17 protein-coding genes and 1 tRNA gene are annotated in these 20352 nt (G+C 66.1%); 7 read left to right on the top strand and 11 right to left on the bottom strand.

What is annotated here, in order from left to right:
* The first annotated feature begins 47 nt into the window (after positions 1 to 47).
* Genes ctaD through DQG17_RS15080 form a run of 3 tightly spaced genes read left to right on the top strand, consistent with a single transcriptional unit; the run spans position 48 to position 3187 of the window.
* The gene (gene ctaD / locus DQG17_RS15090) at positions 48 to 1733 is read left to right on the top strand and encodes a cytochrome c oxidase subunit I (RefSeq protein ID WP_116133692.1); all 1686 of its coding nucleotides are present in this window, start codon (positions 48 to 50) and stop codon (positions 1731 to 1733) included.
* Position 1734: 1 nt separating this feature from the next.
* Positions 1735 to 2268, top strand: a complete 534-nt coding sequence (locus tag DQG17_RS15085; RefSeq protein ID WP_116133691.1) for a DUF2244 domain-containing protein — start codon at positions 1735 to 1737, stop codon at positions 2266 to 2268.
* A gap of 4 nt (positions 2269 to 2272) precedes the next feature.
* Entirely contained in the window at positions 2273 to 3187 is a 915-nt protein-coding gene (locus DQG17_RS15080) for a hypothetical protein (RefSeq protein ID WP_116133690.1), read from the top strand.
* A gap of 45 nt (positions 3188 to 3232) precedes the next feature.
* On the opposite strand, the gene DQG17_RS15075 is transcribed toward DQG17_RS15080, so the two are convergent.
* The 5 genes from DQG17_RS15075 to DQG17_RS15055 all read right to left on the bottom strand — a co-directional run bounded on the left by DQG17_RS15075 (position 3233) and on the right by DQG17_RS15055 (position 8865).
* Positions 3233 to 4651, bottom strand: coding sequence for a TrkH family potassium uptake protein (locus DQG17_RS15075; protein WP_116133689.1), 1419 nt, complete (start codon positions 4649 to 4651; stop codon positions 3233 to 3235).
* Positions 4652 to 5002: 351 nt separating this feature from the next.
* A complete protein-coding gene (locus DQG17_RS15070; RefSeq protein WP_232829458.1) occupies positions 5003 to 5653 on the bottom strand; it encodes an ABC-type transport auxiliary lipoprotein family protein in 651 nt (216 codons plus the stop codon).
* A 12-nt stretch (positions 5654 to 5665) separates the two neighbouring features.
* Positions 5666 to 6967, bottom strand: coding sequence for an MlaD family protein (locus DQG17_RS15065; RefSeq protein WP_116133688.1), 1302 nt, complete (start codon positions 6965 to 6967; stop codon positions 5666 to 5668).
* 3 nt (positions 6968 to 6970) lie between these two features.
* Entirely contained in the window at positions 6971 to 7771 is an 801-nt protein-coding gene (locus tag DQG17_RS15060; RefSeq protein WP_116133687.1) for an ABC transporter ATP-binding protein, read from the bottom strand.
* Positions 7768 to 8865, bottom strand: a complete 1098-nt coding sequence (locus tag DQG17_RS15055) for an ABC transporter permease (RefSeq protein ID WP_116133686.1) — start codon at positions 8863 to 8865, stop codon at positions 7768 to 7770. The genes DQG17_RS15060 and DQG17_RS15055 overlap by 4 nt, the downstream gene beginning before the upstream one ends.
* A gap of 245 nt (positions 8866 to 9110) precedes the next feature.
* On the opposite strand from DQG17_RS15055, the gene DQG17_RS15050 reads away from it, so the two are divergent.
* Positions 9111 to 9587, top strand: a complete 477-nt coding sequence (locus DQG17_RS15050; RefSeq protein ID WP_157973628.1) for a hypothetical protein — start codon at positions 9111 to 9113, stop codon at positions 9585 to 9587.
* Positions 9588 to 9605: 18 nt separating this feature from the next.
* Here the strand turns inward: DQG17_RS15050 and DQG17_RS15045 are convergent.
* A tRNA-Met gene (locus DQG17_RS15045) sits at positions 9606 to 9682 on the bottom strand.
* A gap of 158 nt (positions 9683 to 9840) precedes the next feature.
* Between DQG17_RS15045 and selD the strand changes: the two genes are divergently transcribed.
* A complete protein-coding gene (selD, locus tag DQG17_RS15040) occupies positions 9841 to 12018 on the top strand; it encodes a selenide, water dikinase SelD (protein ID WP_116133684.1) in 2178 nt (725 codons plus the stop codon).
* Positions 12019 to 12041: 23 nt separating this feature from the next.
* On the opposite strand, the gene mnmH is transcribed toward selD, so the two are convergent.
* The 3 genes from mnmH to DQG17_RS15025 all read right to left on the bottom strand — a co-directional run bounded on the left by mnmH (position 12042) and on the right by DQG17_RS15025 (position 16687).
* Entirely contained in the window at positions 12042 to 13094 is a 1053-nt protein-coding gene (gene mnmH / locus DQG17_RS15035; RefSeq protein WP_116133683.1) for a tRNA 2-selenouridine(34) synthase MnmH, read from the bottom strand.
* Between the two features lie 372 nt (positions 13095 to 13466).
* A complete protein-coding gene (locus DQG17_RS15030; protein WP_116133682.1) occupies positions 13467 to 16001 on the bottom strand; it encodes an ABC transporter permease in 2535 nt (844 codons plus the stop codon).
* Positions 15998 to 16687, bottom strand: coding sequence for an ABC transporter ATP-binding protein (locus DQG17_RS15025; protein WP_116133681.1), 690 nt, complete (start codon positions 16685 to 16687; stop codon positions 15998 to 16000). Before DQG17_RS15025 ends, DQG17_RS15030 begins: the two co-directional genes overlap by 4 nt.
* Before the next feature lie 70 nt (positions 16688 to 16757).
* Here DQG17_RS15025 and DQG17_RS15020 point away from each other — a divergent pair, with 70 nt between their 5' ends.
* Positions 16758 to 17426 carry an arylesterase gene (locus DQG17_RS15020; protein WP_232829457.1) on the top strand — a complete coding sequence of 223 codons (669 nt, stop codon included), beginning with the start codon at positions 16758 to 16760 and terminating at the stop codon, positions 17424 to 17426.
* A gap of 333 nt (positions 17427 to 17759) precedes the next feature.
* Here DQG17_RS15020 and hemC read toward each other — a convergent pair whose 3' ends face one another.
* Complete coding sequence (gene hemC, locus DQG17_RS15015; RefSeq protein ID WP_116133679.1) at positions 17760 to 18722, bottom strand: hydroxymethylbilane synthase; 963 nt, start codon at positions 18720 to 18722, stop codon at positions 17760 to 17762.
* 106 nt (positions 18723 to 18828) lie between these two features.
* On the opposite strand from hemC, the gene hemE reads away from it, so the two are divergent.
* Positions 18829 to 19863, top strand: coding sequence for a uroporphyrinogen decarboxylase (gene hemE / locus DQG17_RS15010; RefSeq protein WP_116133918.1), 1035 nt, complete (start codon positions 18829 to 18831; stop codon positions 19861 to 19863).
* Here hemE and DQG17_RS15005 read toward each other — a convergent pair.
* A complete protein-coding gene (locus DQG17_RS15005) occupies positions 19850 to 20317 on the bottom strand; it encodes a GFA family protein (protein WP_116133678.1) in 468 nt (155 codons plus the stop codon). The two genes, hemE and DQG17_RS15005, sit on opposite strands and share 14 nt — an antisense overlap.
* Positions 20318 to 20352 lie beyond the last annotated feature (35 nt).

Genomic DNA, 20352 nt, shown 5'->3' with positions numbered 1-20352 from the left:
AGCAGCGACATGCCGCCAGACAGGACAATCTCTCCGGGAGGATTCGTATGGCCGATGCAGCCATCCATGGGCATGAGCACAAGGACGAGCGAGGGTTCTTTACCCGCTGGTTCATGTCCACCAACCACAAGGACATCGGGATACTCTACCTGATCGTCTCGGCCGCGCTTGGCTTCGTTGCGGTTTTCTTTACCGTTCTGATGCGGATCGAGCTGATGACCCCCGGCGTGCAGCACATGTGCGCCGAAGGCTTCCGGCTGTTCGCCTCCAGCACCGACGGCTGCACCCCGAACGGGCATCTGTGGAACGTGCTCATCACCGGCCACGGCATCCTGATGATGTTCTTCGTGGTCATCCCGGCGCTGTTCGGCGGCTTTGGGAACTATTTCATGCCGCTGCAGATCGGGGCGCCTGACATGGCGTTCCCGCGGATGAACAACCTCAGCTTCTGGCTTTATGTCGCGGGCTCCTCGCTTGCCGTCGCCTCGGTGTTCAGCCCGGGCGGCAACGGCCAGCTCGGGTCTGGCGTGGGCTGGGTGCTTTATCCGCCGCTCAGCGTCAACGAGGGCGGCTATTCGATGGATCTGGCGATCTTCGCCGTGCACCTGTCGGGGGCAAGCTCCATTCTCGGCGCGATCAACATGATTACCACCTTCCTGAACATGCGCGCGCCGGGCATGACGATGCACAAGGTGCCGCTGTTTGCCTGGTCGATCTTCGTGACCGCCTGGCTGATCCTGCTGGCGCTGCCGGTTCTGGCCGGTGCGATCACCATGCTGCTGACCGACCGCAACTTCGGCACCACCTTCTTCAATCCCGCGGGCGGCGGCGATCCGATCCTCTACCAGCACATCCTGTGGTTCTTCGGCCATCCCGAGGTCTACATCGTGATCGTGCCCGGATTCGGCATCGCAAGCCAGGTGATCGCCACCTTCTCGCGCAAGCCGATCTTCGGTTACCTGCCGATGGTCTATGCGATGGTCGCAATCGGGGTTCTGGGCTTTGTCGTCTGGGCGCACCACATGTACACCGTGGGCCTGTCTCTGTCGCAACAGAGCTATTTCATGCTGGCGACCATGGTGATCGCGGTGCCCACGGGCATCAAGATCTTCAGCTGGATCGCCACGATGTGGGGCGGCTCGATCGAGTTCAAGACGCCGATGCTGTTTGCCATGGGCTTCCTGCTGCTGTTCACGGTGGGCGGCGTGACCGGCGTCGTGCTGTCTCAGGCGGCCGTCGACCGGGCCTATCACGACACCTATTACGTGGTGGCGCACTTCCACTACACCATGTCGATGGGCGCGGCGTTCACCATCTTTGCCGGGATCTATTTCTGGATCGGCAAGATGTCGGGGCGGCAATATCCCGAAGCGCTCGGCAAGCTGCACTTCTGGCTGTTCTTCATCGGCGTGAACCTGACCTTCTTCCCGCAGCACTTCCTTGGCCGTCAGGGCATGCCACGCCGGTATGTCGACTATCCCGAGGCCTTCGCGACCTGGAACTACGTCAGCTCGCTTGGCGCCATGTTGTCCTTTGCCTCGTTCCTGCTGTTCTTCGGCATCGTCTATTACACGCTCCGCCACGGCAAGCGGATCACCGAGAACAACTACTGGAACCCCTGGGCCGACACGCTGGAATGGACCCTGCCCTGCCCGCCGCCCGAACACACGTTCGAGACGCTGCCGAAGCAGAGCGACTGGGACCATGGCCACAGCGGGGACCACGCCCACTGACATGCCTGTGGACTGGGTAATCAGACCAGAAGGGGCCCCGGTGCAAACCGGGGCCTTTTCGCATCGGGCGGGTGCCGCGCCCTGGGCCGAGCTGCACGTTTGGCCGCATCGCTCGCTGCCCAAACGCGGCTTCGTCTGGTTCATCGGCACCACGTTCGTCCTGCTGCTGGTCCCGCTTGCTCCGGCCCTTGGCTCGCCGGTGCTCTGGGGGCTGCTGCCCTTCGTGATGGGAACGCTCGGGCTGCTCTACTACTTCCTCATGCGCAGCTATCGCGATGGCGAGATCGTCGAGGTGCTGAGGATCTGGTCCGACCACGTGCGGCTCGATCGTCACCAGCGGTTGAAACCACCGCGCCGGTGGGAGGCCAATCCCCATTGGGTCGAGGTGCGGCTGCATCCGCACGGCGGGCCGGTCGCGGATTATGTCACCCTGCGCGGCGCCGGCCGCGAGGTCGAGATCGGCGCCTTCCTGTCGGACGACGAACGCCTTGACCTTTTCCGCGATCTGTCCCGATACCTTCCTCTGAGGGGATAGAGACATGGCCCAGGTACCCGCAACACCAAAATCCCGCCGCGTGCTGATCCGGCTTGCCGCGGCGACGCTCGGCCCGCAGTGGTGCCTCGAGCACATGCGCCTGCAGGCATCGGAAACCGCCGCCCTGCAGACCCGTCTTCAGCCACGCCCGGCACCGCCGAAGGATCCGGTGGTGGTGTTCCTGATCCCGCTGGTTGGCAGCCATCACGTCGGCAACTGGGCTGACGTCGAACGCCGACTTGCCGACACCATCGCCAGTTTCCGCGGGCAGACCAGTCCGCGCTGGAGGGCGCTGATCTGCGGCCAGACCCGGCCGGACGGCATTGCGTTCGACGATCAGGTCCGGTTCCTGCGCTTCACCCGTGCCTTCAGCGGCAATGACAAATGGGCCAAGCTCGGCACGCTCAGCCGCTTCCTGCCGGATTTATGCCCGGAGGGCGGCTATGCCATGCCCTTCGACGCCGACGACCTGCTGAACCGTAACGCGGTGAAGGAAATGGTGACACGCGCCGACCCGAATGGCTATCTCGTCACCCAGGGTCTGGTGCGCGATGCCCAAAGCGGCGCCTATGGCCTATGCGCTCCGCAAACTGTGCTGGCGCCGGGGCGCAAGCCGTTCTGGAAGATGTGCGGCAGTTGCGCGGCCTTCCGGGTCGATTTCTCGCAAGGTGTCTGCGACGCCGCATGGCTGGCGACGCTCACCTCCCATGAACATCGCATGTTCCCCTATCTTGCCGCGCTCGCAGGCCGCCCCCTTGCCCCGCTGCGCCAACAGGCGGTGACCTACATCGTCAACCATGGCGAGAATTTCGGCATCCGCCGCGGCCGGGTCGGGTTCAAGACGCGGTACGTGGCGCGGTTCCCCGTGACGGACCGCGAAGAGCTGCGGCGGATCGCGTCGGATTTCCCCGCCGCCTGATCCTTCTTCCGCAGGAAGGGCCCGCATGCGCCGTCGCAAACCGTATCAGCTCAGCGCGGCCCAGAACCTCGGCATGAACAGAACATAGACCGTCAGCATCTCGAGCCTGCCGGCGTACATGCCGAAGGCCAGCGTCCACTTCGCCCCGTCCGGCAGCGGCGCAAAGTTCCCGGCCGGTCCGATGATGTCGCCGATCCCCGGTCCGACGTTGGCAACCGCCGTCACCGCGCCGCTGATCGAGGTCGAGAAGTCGAGGCCATAGAGATCGAGAACGACCACGATCGCGAAGATCGTCGCAGAATACAGAACGAAGAAGGTCGTGACCCCGCTTTCGACATCCGGTTCGATGGCCCGTTTCTCGTACCTGGGGGTAAAAACCCCGCTGGGATAGCCGACGCGCTTCATCTGGGCGTTCACACTTCGGATGCAGACGATCCAGCGCATCATCTTGGCGCCGCCCGCGGTCGATCCGGTGCAGCCGCCGATGAAGGTCAGTAGAAAGAAGGCGACGGCGGCAACCGGGCCCCAAGTGGTGTAGTCGGCGGTCGCAAAACCGGTTGTGGTGACAACCGACACCACGTTGAAGGCGACAAGCCGCAGGCTTTCCAGGATCGGTTGGCCGCCTGACAGCACGCGCCAGGCCGTGAGCAGGAGGACCACGACGACCAGCATGGAAACCAGTCCCTGAACCTGCTCGCTTCGGATCACGCGACGGTGCAACACCCGGATATACCAGGCAAAGGGCAGCGCCCCGGCCAGCATGAAGACGGTGCCCATCCACTGCAGATAGGCGCTGTCGAAATGCCCGAAGGAGGCGTCAGAGGTCGAATATCCTCCCGTCGAGACCGTCGCGAAAGCATGCGTGATCGCCTCGAACTCGGTCATGCCGCCGGCGGCATAGGCAAGGATGCACAGTCCGGTGATGCCGAGGTAGACCCAGATCGTGGCCGACGCAAAATGCGCCGCGCTGGCAAACGCCTTCTCGCCACGCTCCGAGCTTTCGGTCTGGAACAGCTGCATGCCGCCCACCCGCATGATCGGAAGGATGGCGATGCCGACGATGATGAATCCGACGCCGCCGATCCACTGCAGGATCGCGCGCCACATCAGGATGCCGGGTTCAATCCCGTCGAGCCCGGTGATGACGGTCGAACCGGTGGTCGTGATGCCCGACATGGCCTCGAAAAACGCATCCGTCGGGGACAATCTCCACAGCCAAAGCGGAAGTGCGCCCGCAGAGGCCGCGACGACCCATGCACTGCTGGTCAGGATGAAGGAATGAAGCCGGTGCAAGCGCTCCATATGTGCGCCCGAGGCAAGGCACAGGCAGCCCCCGGTGAACAGCAAAATGATCGCCGCTTCAAGGAAGATGCCCCGGGTTGCGGAAAACGCAAGCGCGGTCAGGCCCATCAATGCGCCCATTCCCAGCAACAGAAGCCCATTGACGAAGATGACGAAGTTCATGCCGTGTCAGGGGTCCGGGTCTGTGATGATGAGAGGCTGCCTTTTCCGAAGCGACGTCCCCGGTTCGGTTCCGATGAACCTGAGGACGGGGCCGCAGCAAAGTCCCGCAACGACGGATAGCTACATAAAAACCACCAGACGTGCACTTTGGCAAGGGGCCGTCATTGCACGCCAACCAGGACACCGGTCTCGCTGTGCCGGGCCGATGCCGGTTTTATGCGCGGCAGGTCTTTCCGGGACAATGTTGGCCCCGAACTCCGCGGCATCAGGATTGCCTTGCCGGAACGCGGCGGCCGACCCTTGATGCCGGTGGCGCACAACAGGCCCTGCAAGGATCGGGCGGCGTCTTTGTCACCGTTGGCCCGACACCGGGGTGCAAGACGTCTTTGCGACGCCGAGCGCTCCAAGCCCCCAGCCGGTCATCTGGCCTACCAGGTCCTGTGCGGCCAGATCGAAGGCACTTGCCAGATCCGGGGCCTTTGTGCTCGGGGCGGTCCGGCTGGCCTCGAACCTGCCCCGCGCCACCACCCTGGCATCGCTTTCGCGGACCATCTGCGCGTCGACCGACAGGCGGACCTGCGGCGCCTCGCCATAGGCGTCGGCGTTGAAGTCGTTGATGGTGCTGATCAGGGCATAGTCCGCAGACAGCCCAAGCGGCGCGCTGCCGACGTGGCTGAAGATGTCATATCGGCTGAAGCTGCGGATCAGCAGGGTTTGCAGCGTGGTCGGGACCGTATCGCCCCAGCGCGCATCGGGCAGATAGGCGACCTGCAGGGTCGAGGGGCGGACCATGATGCGATCGCTGTCGAGCGTGCTGCGGGTCTTTGGCGTCTCGACCACCAGATCGGCGATCCGGCCGCGCCCGCAGCGCAACGGCGTATCGTTCTGCAGCAGCAGCTCATAGACATCGCGGTTCGGCTCTCCCTGCAGCACCGAAAGCGCGCCGCAGCCCGAAAGCGAAAAGCCGAGAAGGACGGTCAGGACGGTCATGTTCAGGCGCATGTCGCGGGCTCCTCAGCGGCGAAAATCGGGCTCTTTGGGCCCCGAGATCAGTTGTGACGGGTTGCGGCGCAGCGCCGACACAAGCTGGTTCACATTGTCGATCAGCCCCCGCATGTCGAAGGCCGCCCGCGTGATCTGTGGCAGGCCATCGCGGGCAAAGACCTGAACGGGCGCGTTCGCCCCCTCGACCATCGTGCGCAGGCTGGCGAAGGCGGCGCTGGCCGAGTCAGCGGCATCCTTCAGCATTCCGGTGATCTCGGGCAGATCGCCCGAAACCTTGCCGAGTGTGCTGTCGAAGGTCTGAAGCGCCTGGCGCAGGTCGCCGACCACCGGACCCACATCGGTGTCGATCACACCGGCAATCCCGTCAAAGGCACGGTCGGCCGAGTCCAGCGCGCCCTGCCCCAGATCAAGCGTGTCATCGAGCTTGCCAAGGCTGGCCTGCATCTGATCGGCAAGGCCCGGGACCGCATCGCGCAGCGTCTGGGCCGTCTCGTCGACATGGCCGGTCAGCGACTTGAGATCGCCGGCGACATAGTCCCCGACCCCGGTCACGGTTTCGGTGCCCGCCTTGAGGAAGTCCTCGGCCTCTCCGGCGGTCCGGGTGAAGGCATTCAGCGTGGTGTCCGCGGTGGTCAGCGTGTTCCGTGCCGCATCGCCAAGGCCGGTCAGTTGCGAGCCGAAATCGGCGATTGCGTCGGCGGCCGTGGCGATGGAATCGGTCGCGTGCGAGACGTTGGAAAGCGCCTTGTCGAGATTGCCGGTCGACTCCTCGACGTTGTCGAGAATGTTGCTCACCCGGGTCTGGTTTGCCTCGCCCAACAGTTCAGTCAGTTGCCGGGCGACATCGGCAAGCCGCTCGATCATCTTCGGACCCTGATCGCTGAGCGCCTGCAGCATCGAAAGCCCCGACTTGATCACCGGCGTGCCATTGTCGCCGACGTCGCGCAGCATCGGCGACGAGGGGCTGCCGGCCGAGATCGACACGTTGTTCACCCCCGTCACCCCCTGCGGTTCCAGCGAGGCGACGGAATCGGCGCGGATCGGGGTATCTTCGGCGATCTCGATCCGCACCCGGACCGTGCCATCGCCGCTGTCGGAAAGCTCCATGGCGATCACCTTGCCAACGGAAAGCCCGGCAAATCGCACATCCGAAGAGACGCTGAGCCCGGTCACATCGGCGAAGAAGATGTCGTAATAGTCGAACTGGCGGTCGATCTGGATCTTGGCGAACCAGACGATGAACATCAGGATGCCAAGAAACCCCGCGACGGTGAAGGCACCGACCAGCACGTAGTTGGCTTTGGTTTCCATCGGCTATTCCTTCCGTCGTCCGCTTTGCATTGCGGCGTGGGCACGCGGGCCATGGAAGTATTCGTGCACCCAGGGGTGATCGACCTGCATCATGTCCGCCATGGTCCCCGTCGTCAGTACCTTTTTCTCGGCCAGTACTGCGATCCGGTCGCAGCAGGCGTGCAGCGTGTCCAGATCGTGGGTAACCAGAACAACAGTCAGTTCGAGCGAATCGCGCAGTTCGACAATCAGCCGGTCAAAGGCATCGGCCCCGATCGGGTCGAGCCCGGCCGTCGGCTCGTCGAGAAACACGATTTCGGGGTCGAGCGCGAGCGCCCGGGCAAGCCCTGCGCGTTTGCGCATCCCGCCCGAAAGGTCCGAGGGGTATTTGTCGTTGGCCGTCCACGGCAGCCCCGCCATCGAGATCTTCAGCCGCGCCAGCGCCACCCGCAAGGCGTCGCCAAGGTCTGGAACGACGCGCAGCGGCACCTCGACGTTCTCGCAGACGGTCAGCGCCGAAAAAAGCGCGCCGTCCTGAAACATCACGCCCCAGCGCCGTTCCAGCATCTGGCGGTCATCGACGGACAGATCCCCAACGGTCTTGCCAAAGACCCGTATGGTGCCGCCCTGCGGCTGCAGCAGCCCGACGATGGCGCGCAGCAAGACCGACTTTCCAGTGCCCGAGCCGCCGACAATCCCCAGGATCTCGCCCCGCCGCACATCGAGATCGAGCCCGTCATGCACAGTGTGGGTGCCAAAGCGGGTGATCAGACCGCGCACCTCGATCACGTTGTCGGCGGGCCCGCTGGCCGTGCCGCCGGTCACAGCCCGACCTCGGCGAAGAAGATCGAAAACAGTGCGTCGATGACAATCACTGCAAAAATCGCCTGCACGACAGAACTGGAGGTCATCGTCCCCAGCGATTCCGCATCGTTTTGCACCTGCATCCCGGCACGGCAGCCGATGATGCCGATGACGACCGCAAAGACCGGCGCCTTCGACAGCCCGACGATCACGTTGTCGACGCTGGTTTCGGCAACGAGACGCGTGGTGAACATCGCCGGCGAGATCCCGAGTTCGACCCAGGACATCAGCGCCCCGCCAACCAGACCGGCAACATCGGCAATCAGCCCAAGCACCGGCAGCATCAGCACCAGCGCCAGAACCCTCGGCAGGATCAGCACCATGTCCGGGTCGAGCCCGAGAGTTCGCATGGCGTCGATCTCTTCCTGCATCTTCATCGCGCCGATCGACGCGGTCAGCGCCGAGGCGGTGCGCCCCGCAACCACGATCGCCGTCAACAGGATGCCAAGTTCGCGCAGGATCGAGATCGAGATCAGATCGACGACGAATATCTCGGCCCCGAAGCTGCGCAGTTGTGCAGCGCCCTGAAATGCCAGCACGATGCCGATCAGAAATGCCATCAGCGTCACGACCGGCAGGGCCTTGATCCCGGTTTCCTCGCAGTGATGCACAAGCGATGTCAGGCTGAATTCCGAAGGGTGGCGCAAGGCACGCACAATCGAGGCAATGAAGCGCCCGACATATTCGGCCAGTTCCGCCAGATTGCGGAATATGTCGACCACGTTCCGCCCGGTTCGATCCAGAAAGGCCCTCAGACCGGCGGCGACGAGGGGAGCCGGTTCCGGTACCGGAAGTGCCGCGGCAACCACGTCGACCAAACGAGCCTGCGCCTCTGCCAGACCTTGCAGCTCTGCCCCTGCCTGTCGCTGACAGGCAAGATACCAGGCCCCGGCGGTATCCAGCAGATCGACCCCTGAAAGCTCGACACGGGTCTGGCGGTCGGAAACGGCGGGCAGCTTGTCGATGGTCCACACAGTCAGCGCACCCGCAAGGACCAGCGCCTCGGCCTCGGTCGCGACGGTCAGGGAGTGTGATGGCGTGGAGGTCGCAGGCATCGTGTTTCCGCATCTTCCGACCTGACCGCGACGGGTGGCGTCGCCATGTGTCCGGTCCCGGCCGGTCGTCTCCGGCACGCTCTGGCGGCTATTCCACCGCTTCGTATCAGAGTCTCAGCATCCGTTGCCGAATGTCACGACCGTAAATCGCACTACGAGAATCATCGCGTCCATCGTTGCCTTCCGGCGACGCAATCACGCTGCGCGGGCTCGGAGTAATCCCTCATTCCCAGCGGGGCGCATCCATGGAGTTCATGCGGCAATCTTCAGTTTCCGGGCGGGTCTGTTACCGAGCGCAAAAGAATGTCCGCAAAGCCGAGCGTCAGTCGTCAGGCGATAGTGCCGGGGATCAGCCGGGGGCGGTCTGTTCCAAGCCGCACCCTGTCTCGGATGCCGGACTGGACGTCATGCACCGCATCGACAAACTGCAGCGGGAGTTTCCCTATGCGGGCAGCCGGATGCCGCAGGGATGGCTGATCCAGGATGGCTTCAAGGTCGGGCGGGTCCGTCTCCGCTTATTCGCGCTGCTTCGCCAGAATGCCCGCGCGCGCTATCAGAGGTTGACGGTGCTGGGCACAATGCAACTGCGCTCGTCAAACCGTGCAATCACGCACGCCGCGCCATACTGTGGCGCCGTTCGCCGACTGGAAGCGCAGGGATTGAGAACGAGGATTCCAAATCGGACGACAAACCGCCGGAAAGTGCCTGGCGATGAAGTCTGATTTCCAAAATGAAAGCGATGGTAGCGGAGGAGGGACTTGAACCCCCGACACGCGGATTATGATTCCGCTGCTCTAACCAACTGAGCTACTCCGCCCCGAGGCGTGGGCGGGAGGTAAAGGAGCCGGCGCGGGCCGTCAAGGGCAAAGCGGCAGACCGAAGGGGGATTTCGCGGCGCCTGCGATGCCGCTGGTTCGGGGCACTTTACCATGCCGCCATGCTCTGGTCTTGTCGCGCCAGACTTCGGAGGCACGGATGCAAGGCGCACTTCCCCTGATCCGCGATCTCGTCCTTGTGGGCGGCGGGCACAGCCATGCGCTGTTGCTGCGAATGTGGGGGATGAATCCGCTGCCCGGCGTGCGGCTGACGCTGATGAACCCCGGGCCGACCGCGCCCTATTCGGGGATGCTGCCGGGGCATATCGCCGGGCACTACAGGCTGGAACAGCTCGATATCGACCTCGTCAGGCTCGCCCGTTTTGCCGGGGCGCGGTTCGTGCCCGCGCCGGTCTTCGGCATCGACCTCCAGCGCAAGCTGGTGCGCGCGCAAGGCTGGCCCGAGATCCGGTATGACGTAGTGTCGATCGACGTCGGCATTACAACGTCGCTGCCGGATCTGCCCGGTTTTGTCGCCCATGCCGTGGCCGCAAAGCCGCTGGACCGGTTCGTTGCCGCCTGGGAGGACTGGCTTGCCCGGCTGACCTCAGGCACCGTGGCGCCGCAGATCAATATCATCGGCGCTGGCGTCGCCGGCGTGGAGCTTGCACTTGCCATGCAGCACCGCGTCGCCGCGCGGGGCGTTCGCCCCGAGATCACCCTGCTTGACGCGGCAGAGGCGCTTGGCGCCGTTGCGCCCGGAACCCGCACCCGACTGCGTGCCATGCTGACCAGACGCGGGATCGGGCTGATCGAACATTGCGCGCTCCGCGAGGTCACCGCCGAGGGCGTGGTGCTCGACGACGGTCGGCTCATTCCATCGAGTTTCGTTCTGGGTGCCGCCGGCGCGCGGCCGCACGACTGGATCGGCAGGCTCGGGCTCGACAGCCACGAGGGCTATATCTGCGTCGACGAACACCTGCGTAGCACCTCCGATCCCGCGGTCTTTGCCAGCGGCGACTGCGCCCATCTCGGCTTTGCCCCGCGTCCCAAGGCAGGGGTCTATGCGGTGCGGGCCGCCCCGATCCTGTTTGCGAACCTCAGGGCCGAGCTTGCCGGCACGCGCCCGCGCCGGTTCCGGCCGCAAAAGGATTACCTGAAGCTGATCTCGCTTGGCGGGAAATCGGCGCTTGCCGACAAGGGCGGGCGCAGCCTGTCCCTCCCCGGTCTGTGGCTGTGGAAGGACAGGATCGACCGCAGGTTCATGGATAAGTTCCGCGCCCTGCCCGCGATGGCCGAGCCTGCCCTGCCGAGCCCGCGCGCCAGAGGGATCGAGGCGGTTCTGGGCGACACGCCGCTTTGTGGCGGCTGCGGCGCAAAGCTTGCGGGCGCCAGCCTGAAATTTGCGCTCGACCGGTTGCCGCCGCCCCTGCGCGCCGACGTATTGACCCGGCCCGGCGACGATGCGGCCGTTCTGCGGATCGGCGGCGAAACCCAGGTGCTGACCACCGACCATCTGCGCGCCTTCACCGAAGATCCGGTTACCTTCGCCCGGATCGCCGCGGTCCATGCACTTGGCGATATCTGGGCCATGGGGGCAAGCCCGCAGGCAGCGCTTGCCCAGATCATCCTGCCACGGATGGCCGAGCAGATGCAGGCCGCGACCCTGCGCGAGATCCTCGATACCGCAACCGAGGTATTCCGCGCCGAAGGCGCCGATCTGGTCGGCGGCCACACCAGCATCGGGGCCGAACTGACCCTTGGCTTCACCCTGACGGGCCTTGCCGCCGCCGCGCCGATTACGCTGGGCGGCGCCCGTCCGGGCGACGTCCTGCTGCTGACCAAGCCGATCGGCAGCGGCACGATCCTTGCCGGCGAAATGCAGGGCAAGGCGCGGGGTGCGGATGTGCTGGCCGCGCTTGCCGCGATGCGCCGTCCGCAGGGGGACGCAGCCGCGGTGCTGACGGGTGCACGCGCCATGACCGATGTCACAGGGTTCGGGCTGGCCGGACATCTGATGGCGATCTGCGACGCATCAGGCACGGGTGCCGAACTCGAACTGGACGCGATCCCGTTTTATGACGGCGCCGAGGCGCTGGCGGCCGGTGGGATCCGGTCGACCCTTTATCCGGCGAACCGCGCCGTCGCCGCGCGGATGACCCTGCCCGAGGGACCGCGCGCCGATCTGCTGTTCGACCCGCAGACTGCGGGCGGGCTTCTGGCAGCGGTTGCGCCAGAGACCGCGGAAGACCGGCTCGAACGGCTACGGGCCTTGGGCTTTGCCGCCGCCCGGATCGGTCGGATCGTCGACGGCCCGCCGTTCGTCACCATCCTCTGACCGCAAGCGCCCTTGCCCGGCAATCAGCCGGCAAGCGCCGTGACTTCGACCGACAGCCAGTCGGCCGCGCGCGCGAGCCCGTCGGGGTCGAGGCTCAGCGGCAGCACACGCGACGGCGTCACGTGGGTGTCGCGCGACTTGGCATAACGGCTGTCATAATGTTCGGTGATCAGTTCCAGCGCCAGCGTCTCGAACGCCCCCTGATCGACCAGCGACTGCCAGTGTTCGACGCGCGCGTGGCCCTGCAACCGGATCAGCAGGGACAGGATCTGTTTCAGCCCCTCGCGGTCGGCGCTGATGTCGGCATAGGTGCGCGCCAGATAGCGCGCCCTGTCCTCGACACTCGCGCTCAACTGCACTCTGGGGGCCGCGCACATCGCGGCCCAGACTGCCGGCGGCACCAGCAGGTCCCCGACCTTGGAGCTTTCAGCCTCGACCAGAACCGGCCGGTCGGGCGACAGCGCCGCCAGCGCCGCGACCAGCCGGCTTTCGAACATCTTCTGCGCGGGCTGCCCGCCCGGCCGCGGCCCCAGCACCGATCCACGGTGATTGGCCAGCCCCTCAAGATCCAGAACCTGCCCGCCGCGCGCCGCAACCTGCTGCAAAAGCTCGGTCTTGGCCGTCCCGGTATTGCCGTCGAGCACCACCATGCGATGCGCGAGCGTGCCGTCGTAGAGCATCTCGACCACCGCCCGGCGATAGCTGCGATAACCGCCCGCCAGAACGTCGGCGCGCCAGCCGATCTGGGACAGGATCGAGGCGAAGGAGTTCGACCGCTGCCCGCCGCGCCAGCAATAGACCAGCGGCCGCCAACTGCCGTCCATGTCGGCAAGCGGCCCCTGGATATGGCGCGCGGCATTCATTGCGACCAGCGCCGCGCCGACCTTGCGCGCCCTGAACGGGCTTTCCTGCTTGTAGATGGTTCCCACCACCGCCCGCTCGTCGTTGTCGAGGACCGGCAGGCTGATCGCGCCCGGAATATGATCGTCGGTAAATTCGGCCGGCGACCGGACATCGATCACCGAGTCGAACGGCAGGACAAGCGGCTGGGTAATATCGGGCAGGTCATGGGCCATGGCAGGCTCTCATACCGCAGCAAGCGTCGCTGGGAAAGTCGCCACCACGGCGGGAAGCGATCCATGCCCGCACGGTTTCCCGCCATCGCCAACGATTTTCGCTGAAAGAATTCGCAGCCCGCCGCGAAGCACGATGGCGGCCTGCAACGGATACCTCCCAGGGCCGTCAGCTGCGCTATTCTGATCTCAGGACGTTCCCCGAGACTCCTGCCGACTGAAACGGCCCTATCCCCTGGGCCATGCGGGCAAATCAGATCGGCCCGCACATCGGTTCGGCATCTTGCGGCGGATGGGGTCGCTCCCACTCCATCCGCCGCATCCATATCTTCCACGCACAGACGAAGGTCGCACGACCGCCTGCAGGATGCGGCGTTATTCCCGCGCCCGCAGCACTCGCGCCGGGCGTGCCGCCAGCGGCCGCCAGGCAAAGGCGAGGCCTGCAAGCAAGGTTGCAACAACCCCGCCGAGTACGATTGCGATGGCCGATACCGGCTCGAAGGTGAACTCGGTCTTCATGACGAAGGTCGTGACAGCCCAGCCCGCCAACCCGCCGCAGAAGATCGCGACCAGCCCCGCCGCGGCCCCAAGCAGCGCCGAACGCAGCGTGAAATAGCCAAGGATCTGACCGCGGACCGCGCCGATGGTCTTCAACACCGCCGCCTCATAGATCCGCGCCTGCTGCCCTGCGGCCGCCGCGCCGATCAGCACCACGGCCCCGGTCAACAACGTCGCCCCGGCGCCATAGGTGATCGCCGCGGCGATGCCCGACAGGATGCCGCTGACCCGGTCGATGGCATCGCGCACCCGGATCGCGGTGATATTGGGATAGGCCTGGGCAAGGTCGCGCAACAGCGGCGCCTCGGCCGCCGCATCGGCATAGATCGTGGCAATGTGGCTGTGCGGTGCCCCGGACAGCGCCTTGGGGTTCATCGCCATGACGAACCCGATGCCCGCGGTCGAAAAGTCGACCACCCGGAAACTGGCAATCGTCGCCGTTATGTCCCGTCCGAGGATGTTGACGGTCAGCTCGTCGCCAAGCTGCAGCCCCATCTCCTCGGCCTCGTCGCTGGCAAAGCTGATCAGGGGCGGTCCGGCATAATCGGCAGGCCACCATTCGCCGGCCGTCAGCGTCGTGCCGGGTGGCGGTTCGGCCGAATAGGTCACGCCACGGTCGCCGTTCAGCACCCAATGATCGCCCACGACCTCGCGCGCCGGGCGCCCATTGATCCGGGTGATGATGCCGCGCAGCATCGGCGCGGTCTCGGCCCGCGTCACGCCCGGATCGCCCGTCACCCGGGCAAGGAAACCGTCAAGCTGGTCGGGCTGGATATCGACCACGAAATAGGACGGCGCGACGTCGGGCAGATCGCGTTCGATCGCGTTGCGCAGGTTGGTGTCGATCTGCCCCACAGCGGCCAGCACCGTCAGCCCAAGCCCGAGCGAAAGCACGACCGCGGCGGTCTCGCCGCCCGGCCCGCCCACCGCCCCAAGGGCAAGCCGCAGCACCGGCCGCCCGCGCAGGATCGCCAGACGCCCCAGCCAGCGCGCTGCCCGGCCGATCCCGGCCGCCGCCAGCACCAGCAGCACCAGCGAGCCAAGGATACCGCCCGCCGCATAAAGCGTCAGCCGCGGCGCGTCGGTGAACCGCGCGGCCGCACCGACCAGCAGCGCCAGCAGCACCGCGGTGGCGACGATATAGACCGGCCGCGGCAGGCCCCGCGGCGCGTCGATAGCGGCACGATAGAGCGCGGCGGCGCGAACCTCCTCGGTGCGCGCAAGCGGCCAGAGCGAGAACAGCAGTGCGGTCAGCCCGCCATAGGTCGCGGCCTTCAACAAGGGCTTCACATAGATCGCAAATTCGCCCGGCACCGGCAGCCGCGCCGAAATCAGCGGGGCAAGCAGCACCGGCGCGAGCCCGCCAAGAACCAGCCCGATGGCGATCCCGAGCGTGGCGAGCAAAACGATCTGGATCATGTAGACCGCCATGATCGTCCGCGATTCGGCGCCGAGTGTCTTCAGCGTCGCGATCACCTCGCGCTTGCCCTCAAGATAAGCGCGCACGGCGGAGGATACCCCGACCCCGCCGACGGCAAGCCCGGCAAGCCCCACCAGCACCAGAAACGCCCCGAGTCGGTCGACAAAGCTCGACACGCCCGGGGCGGCGTTGCGGGCGTCGCGCCAGCGCATCCCGCTGTCGCGGAACCTTTGCTGCGCATCCTGCTCCAGCGCGTCAAGATCGCTGCCCTGCGGCAACGCAAGCCGGTAGTGGGTGGTGAACAAGGTGCCGGGTGCCAGCAGCGAGGAATTGGCCAGATCCGCGGTGCGCACCAGCGTCCGCGGCCCAAGGCCAAAGCCATCGCTTGCCCGGTCGGGCTCGGACACGATGACGGCGGTCAGGCGAAAGTCCTGGGTGCCAAGCCGGAACGTGCGGCCCGGTGACAGCCCCAGCCGGTCGGCCAGCACACGGTCCATCACCCCGCCCGGCAGACCGTCCTCGGTCGCCAGCGCCTGCGCGAGCGGCATCGGCGGGTCCAGCGCGAGCGTGCCGCGCAGCGGATAGGCGGCGTCCACGGCTTTGACCTGAGTCAGCGCCCGGTCTTCGCCGGTCCCGGCGCCGATCACCGCCATCGAGCGGAAATCGACGATCTCGCTGACCTTTTCGGCCGCACCCACCATCCAGGCACGCTCGTCCGGCGCGGCATAGCGATAGGTGAAGGACATCTCGGCATCGCCACCGAGCAGCGCCGCGCCGTCACGTGCGAGCCCGCGCGTGATCCCTTCGCGCACCGAGACCACCGCCGCAATCGCGGCAACGCCGAGCGCCAGACAGGCGAGAAACACCCAGAAGCCGCGCAAGCCGCCCCGCAACTCGCGCCGCGCGATCCGGGCGGCGACCGCGAGGCTCATTCCGCGGCCCTCGCCACGCCGTCCAGCCGCCCGTCGCTCAACCGCACCACCCTGTCGCAGCGCGCCGCAAGCTCGGGCGCATGGGTGACAAGCACCAGCGTCGCGCCGTGCCGGTCGCGAAGATCGAACAGGAGTTCCATGATCGTGGTCCCGGTTGCGCCGTCGAGGTTGCCCGTGGGCTCGTCGGCCAGCAGGATCCGCGGCCGGGGCGCTGCCGCCCGCGCCAGCGCCACCCGCTGCTGTTCGCCCCCCGACAGTTGCGCGGGATAATGCCCGGCGCGGTCGGCCAGCCCCACCGCCAACAGTTCGGCCGCGGCACGCTCGAAGGCATCGCGCGCGCCGGCAAGTTCCAGCGGCGTCGCCACGTTTTCAAGCGCCGTCATCGTCGGGATAAGGTGGAAAGACTGGAACACCACCCCCATATTGTGGCGGCGGAAGCGCGCCAGCGCATCCTCGCCCATGGCGGACAGGTCCTGCCCCGCGGCGTGGATCGTGCCGGACGTGGCGCGTTCGAGCCCGCCCATGAGCATGAGGAGAGATGACTTGCCCGATCCGCTCGGCCCGACCAGTCCCAATGTCTCGCCCGCCGCGACATCAAGCGTGATGCCACCCAGAATCTCGACCGGGCCGGTATTGCCGGAAAGCGTCAGCGATACGTCCCGGAGGGACAGGATAGGGTCATGCACGGGGCTGGCCTCCGGTCTGTTGCGCAGGGTTTCATATGGGGTTGCCGCCTCGATCCGCAAGGCGGGCGGGATGGCGACTGCCGTCGCGTGTCTTGGCATCTGGGGCATCGGGCTGTCGTCCGCGCTGCCCGCCAGCGCCGAGCCCATCACGCTGGTTGCCTTCGGCGACAGCCTGACCCAGGGCTATGGCCTTCCCGATGGCGAGGGTCTGGTTCCGCAACTGCAATCCTGGCTGCGCGACCGCGGCCACGATGTGGTGTTGGTCAATGCCGGGGTCTCGGGCGACACCACGGCAGGCGGGCTGTCCCGGATCGAGTGGACCCTGACGCCCGAAGTGCAGGGCATGATCGTCGCGCTTGGCGGCAACGACATGCTGCGCGGGATCGACCCGGCGGTCAGCCGCGCCAACCTCGACGGGATCCTGACGGCGACCGAGGCGCGTGGCGTGGAGGTCCTGCTGGTGGGGATGGAGGCGCCGGGCAATTACGGCCCCGACTACAAGGCGGCCTTCGATGCGATCTTCCCCGATCTCGCCGCTGCCCACCACACGCTCTATGCCGAAAGCTTCCTGTCGGGCCTCAGCGATCAACCGGATCGCGAAACGCTGGCCCAGACCTATCTGCAGCCCGACGGGCTGCACCCGAACCCCGCCGGCGTCGCGCTGATGGTGCGCTCGCTTGGGCCGCAGGTCGAAGCGCTGCTGGCGCGGATTGATGCCGCCCCACCCGCAAGCCAGTGATCCACTCGCGCTCGGCTGTGTCAAAACGCAAGGGCGCCCGTCCGGTCTCTCGGGCGGGCGCCGTATATTCCAGGCCGGGGTCAAACCGCGTCCGGCCGTCGCGTCAATGGATCAGCGAAACCAGTTCCGCCGCAGCACCGTCCACAATGTCGTACGATGACGGTTGGGACGTTCTTTCATCAGCATCTGAAATCCGTGGGATGGATGCATAGTCCTTCTCCTTCTTGCAAAAATACACCTCAAGACTGGAATATGGGTACCACAGTCTCGATGTAAAGCATCGAAGGATAGAAAAAGATACTTCAGGTACAGGCGCGCTGCGCCTGCAGGCGTTTAGCCGGTACGCCAGTCAAAAAAACCATCACCTGCTTCTTTTTTTAGCCGCAGCGCAAGTTCGCGCCCCAGGTCGGCAGCATCCTCGATCGGCGCGCTGCCGGCATCGGCCAGGCATTCGCTGCCATCGGGGCGCAGGATCTCGCCCCGAAGCTGGATCGTTCCACCGTCAAGTTCTGCCAACCCGGCAATCGGCGTCTCGCAGGAGCCGTCAAGCGCTGCCAGATAGGCCCTTTCGGCGGCCAGCCGCTGCCCGGTGGGCGTGTCGTGGATCGCTTCCAGCATCGACGCCACCCGCGGGTCGTCGGTGCGCCGTTCGATCCCGATGGCGCCCTGCGCCACCGCCGGCAACAGTTCTTCCGGCGAGACCGGCACCCGGGCGACCTCGGTCAGGCCCAGCCGGTTCAGCCCGGCGCAGGCAAGAAACGTCGCATCGGCCACGCCCTCGGCAAGCTTGCGCATCCGGGTCTGCACGTTGCCGCGGAATTCGACGACCTGCAGGTTGGGCCGGCGATAGAGCAACTGTGCCCGCCGGCGCAGCGACGACGTGCCGACAATCGCGCCCGACGGCAGATCGTCCAGCGCCCGGCCGTCGAGCGTGACGAAAGCATCCCGCACATCCTCGCGCGGCAGATGGCAGTCGAGCGTCAGCCCGTCTGGCTGATCGACCGGCATGTCCTTCATCGAATGCACTGCAATGTCGATCGTGCCGTCCAGCAGGGCCTCTTCGATCTCCTTGGTGAACAGCCCCTTGCCGCCGATATCCTTCAGCGGCTTGTCGGCCGCGATCAGCGCGCGGTCGTCTCCGGTGGTTCGGATCACGACGATCTCGAAGGCGTCGAGCGGCAGGTCGAAGGCCGATGCCAGCCTCGCCCTTGTCTCATTGGCCTGAAACAGCGCCAGCGGCGAGCCGCGGGTACCGATCTTCAGGGGCGATACGGGGGAGGGGAGAGGCTGTTTCATGACACTGGTGAATAATTGCCGCCCCGCTGACTGGCAACTCCCCCTCGGCTTGACTTTCCGTCGCAGAGACCGCACCCAACGGACGCGATTGGTGAGGGGGGTAATGATGACCGAGACCAAAAAGCTGCTGCGCAGCCTAGCCGGAGAGATCCTGCCAACGCCGCCGATCTGGATGATGCGGCAGGCCGGGCGCTACCTTCCGGAATACCGCGCGACACGCGAGCAGGCGGGCGATTTCCTGTCGCTGTGCTATACCCCCGATCTGGCGGCCGAAGTCACCCTGCAGCCGATTCGCCGCTTTGGCTTTGATGCGGCGATCCTGTTTGCCGACATTCTTCTGGTACCACAGGCGCTTGGCGCCGAGTTGTGGTTTGCCACAGGTGAAGGGCCGCGGCTGTCGACGATCGCCTCGCAGGCCGATTTCGACGCGCTGAAGGGCAAGGACGACATCCACGACCACCTCGCCCCGGTCTATGAGACCGTGCGCATCCTCGCGCGCGAACTGCCCGCCGAGACGACGCTGATCGGCTTTGCCGGCGCCCCCTGGACCGTCGCGACCTATATGATCGCCGGCCGCGGCACCCCCGACCAGGGCCCGGCCCATGCGCTGATCGCCGAAAACCGCCCGCTGTTCGAGGCGCTGATCGACCGGCTGACCGAAGCGACGATCGAGTACCTTTCGGCGCAGGTCGAGGCCGGCGCCGAGGTGGTGAAGCTGTTCGACAGCTGGGCAGGCTCGCTGAATGGCGAGGATTTCGACCGCTATGCGCTGGAACCCGCCCGCCGGATCATCTCGGCGCTCAAGGCGCGCCACCCGGGCCTGCCGGTTATCGCCTTCCCGCGCGAGGCGGGGCCCCGCTATGTCGGGTTCGCCCGGGCCACCGGCGCCGATTGCGTCGCAGTCGACAATTCTGTCAGTGCCCCCTGGGCCGCTGCCAAGGTGCAGGTCGACGGCTGCGTCCAGGGCAACCTCGACCCGTCCCACATGGTCACGGGCGGCCCGGCACTGGTCGAGGCGACCCGCACCGTGGTCCGCGCCTTTGCCAAGGGACCGCATATCTTCAACCTCGGGCACGGCATCACCCCCGATGCCGACCCCGAGAACGTCGCGTTGATGGTCGAGACGATCAGGAAGGGTTGAGCCGCGCCTTCACCAAGTTGCGCCGCAGCAGGCTTTCGGCCGGCCAGCACTTCTTGACGTCATAATAGACCGGGACCGCCATGGCGCCCTCCGGGATCACCATCCAGGGCTGTTTGCTTTCGGTGAAGATGTGAATGTCGGGCGGGCAGGCGTCGGGATCGTCGAGCGTGCCGACCCGGACGAATCGGAACGCCGGGCTGGAATAGGTGCTCCACAGCGCCACCTTGCAGGTCGGGCAGCGGGCGATCTTCTGGCCGCGTCCGCTCTCCGACGGTGTGTCGATCACCTCGGGCGTGCCGGCGAGCACCCGCAGCCGGTCGAATTCGATGATCGCGTTCAGCGCAAAGGCAGCACCGGTCTCGCGCTGACACCAGCGGCAATGGCAGCAGTGCACGAACATCGGCCGCTCGGCCAGTTCATAGACAACCTCGCCACAGGTACATCTTCCACGCATCGCGCCCTCCCGCTGCATGCGACACTGCGCTGGTG

This window comes from Tropicimonas sp. IMCC34043 (genome assembly GCF_003390845.1).
GTDB lineage: Bacteria > Pseudomonadota > Alphaproteobacteria > Rhodobacterales > Rhodobacteraceae > Tropicimonas.
The sequence above is the reverse complement of the archived record's forward strand: the minus strand, read 5'-3'. Positions and strand labels throughout refer to the sequence as shown.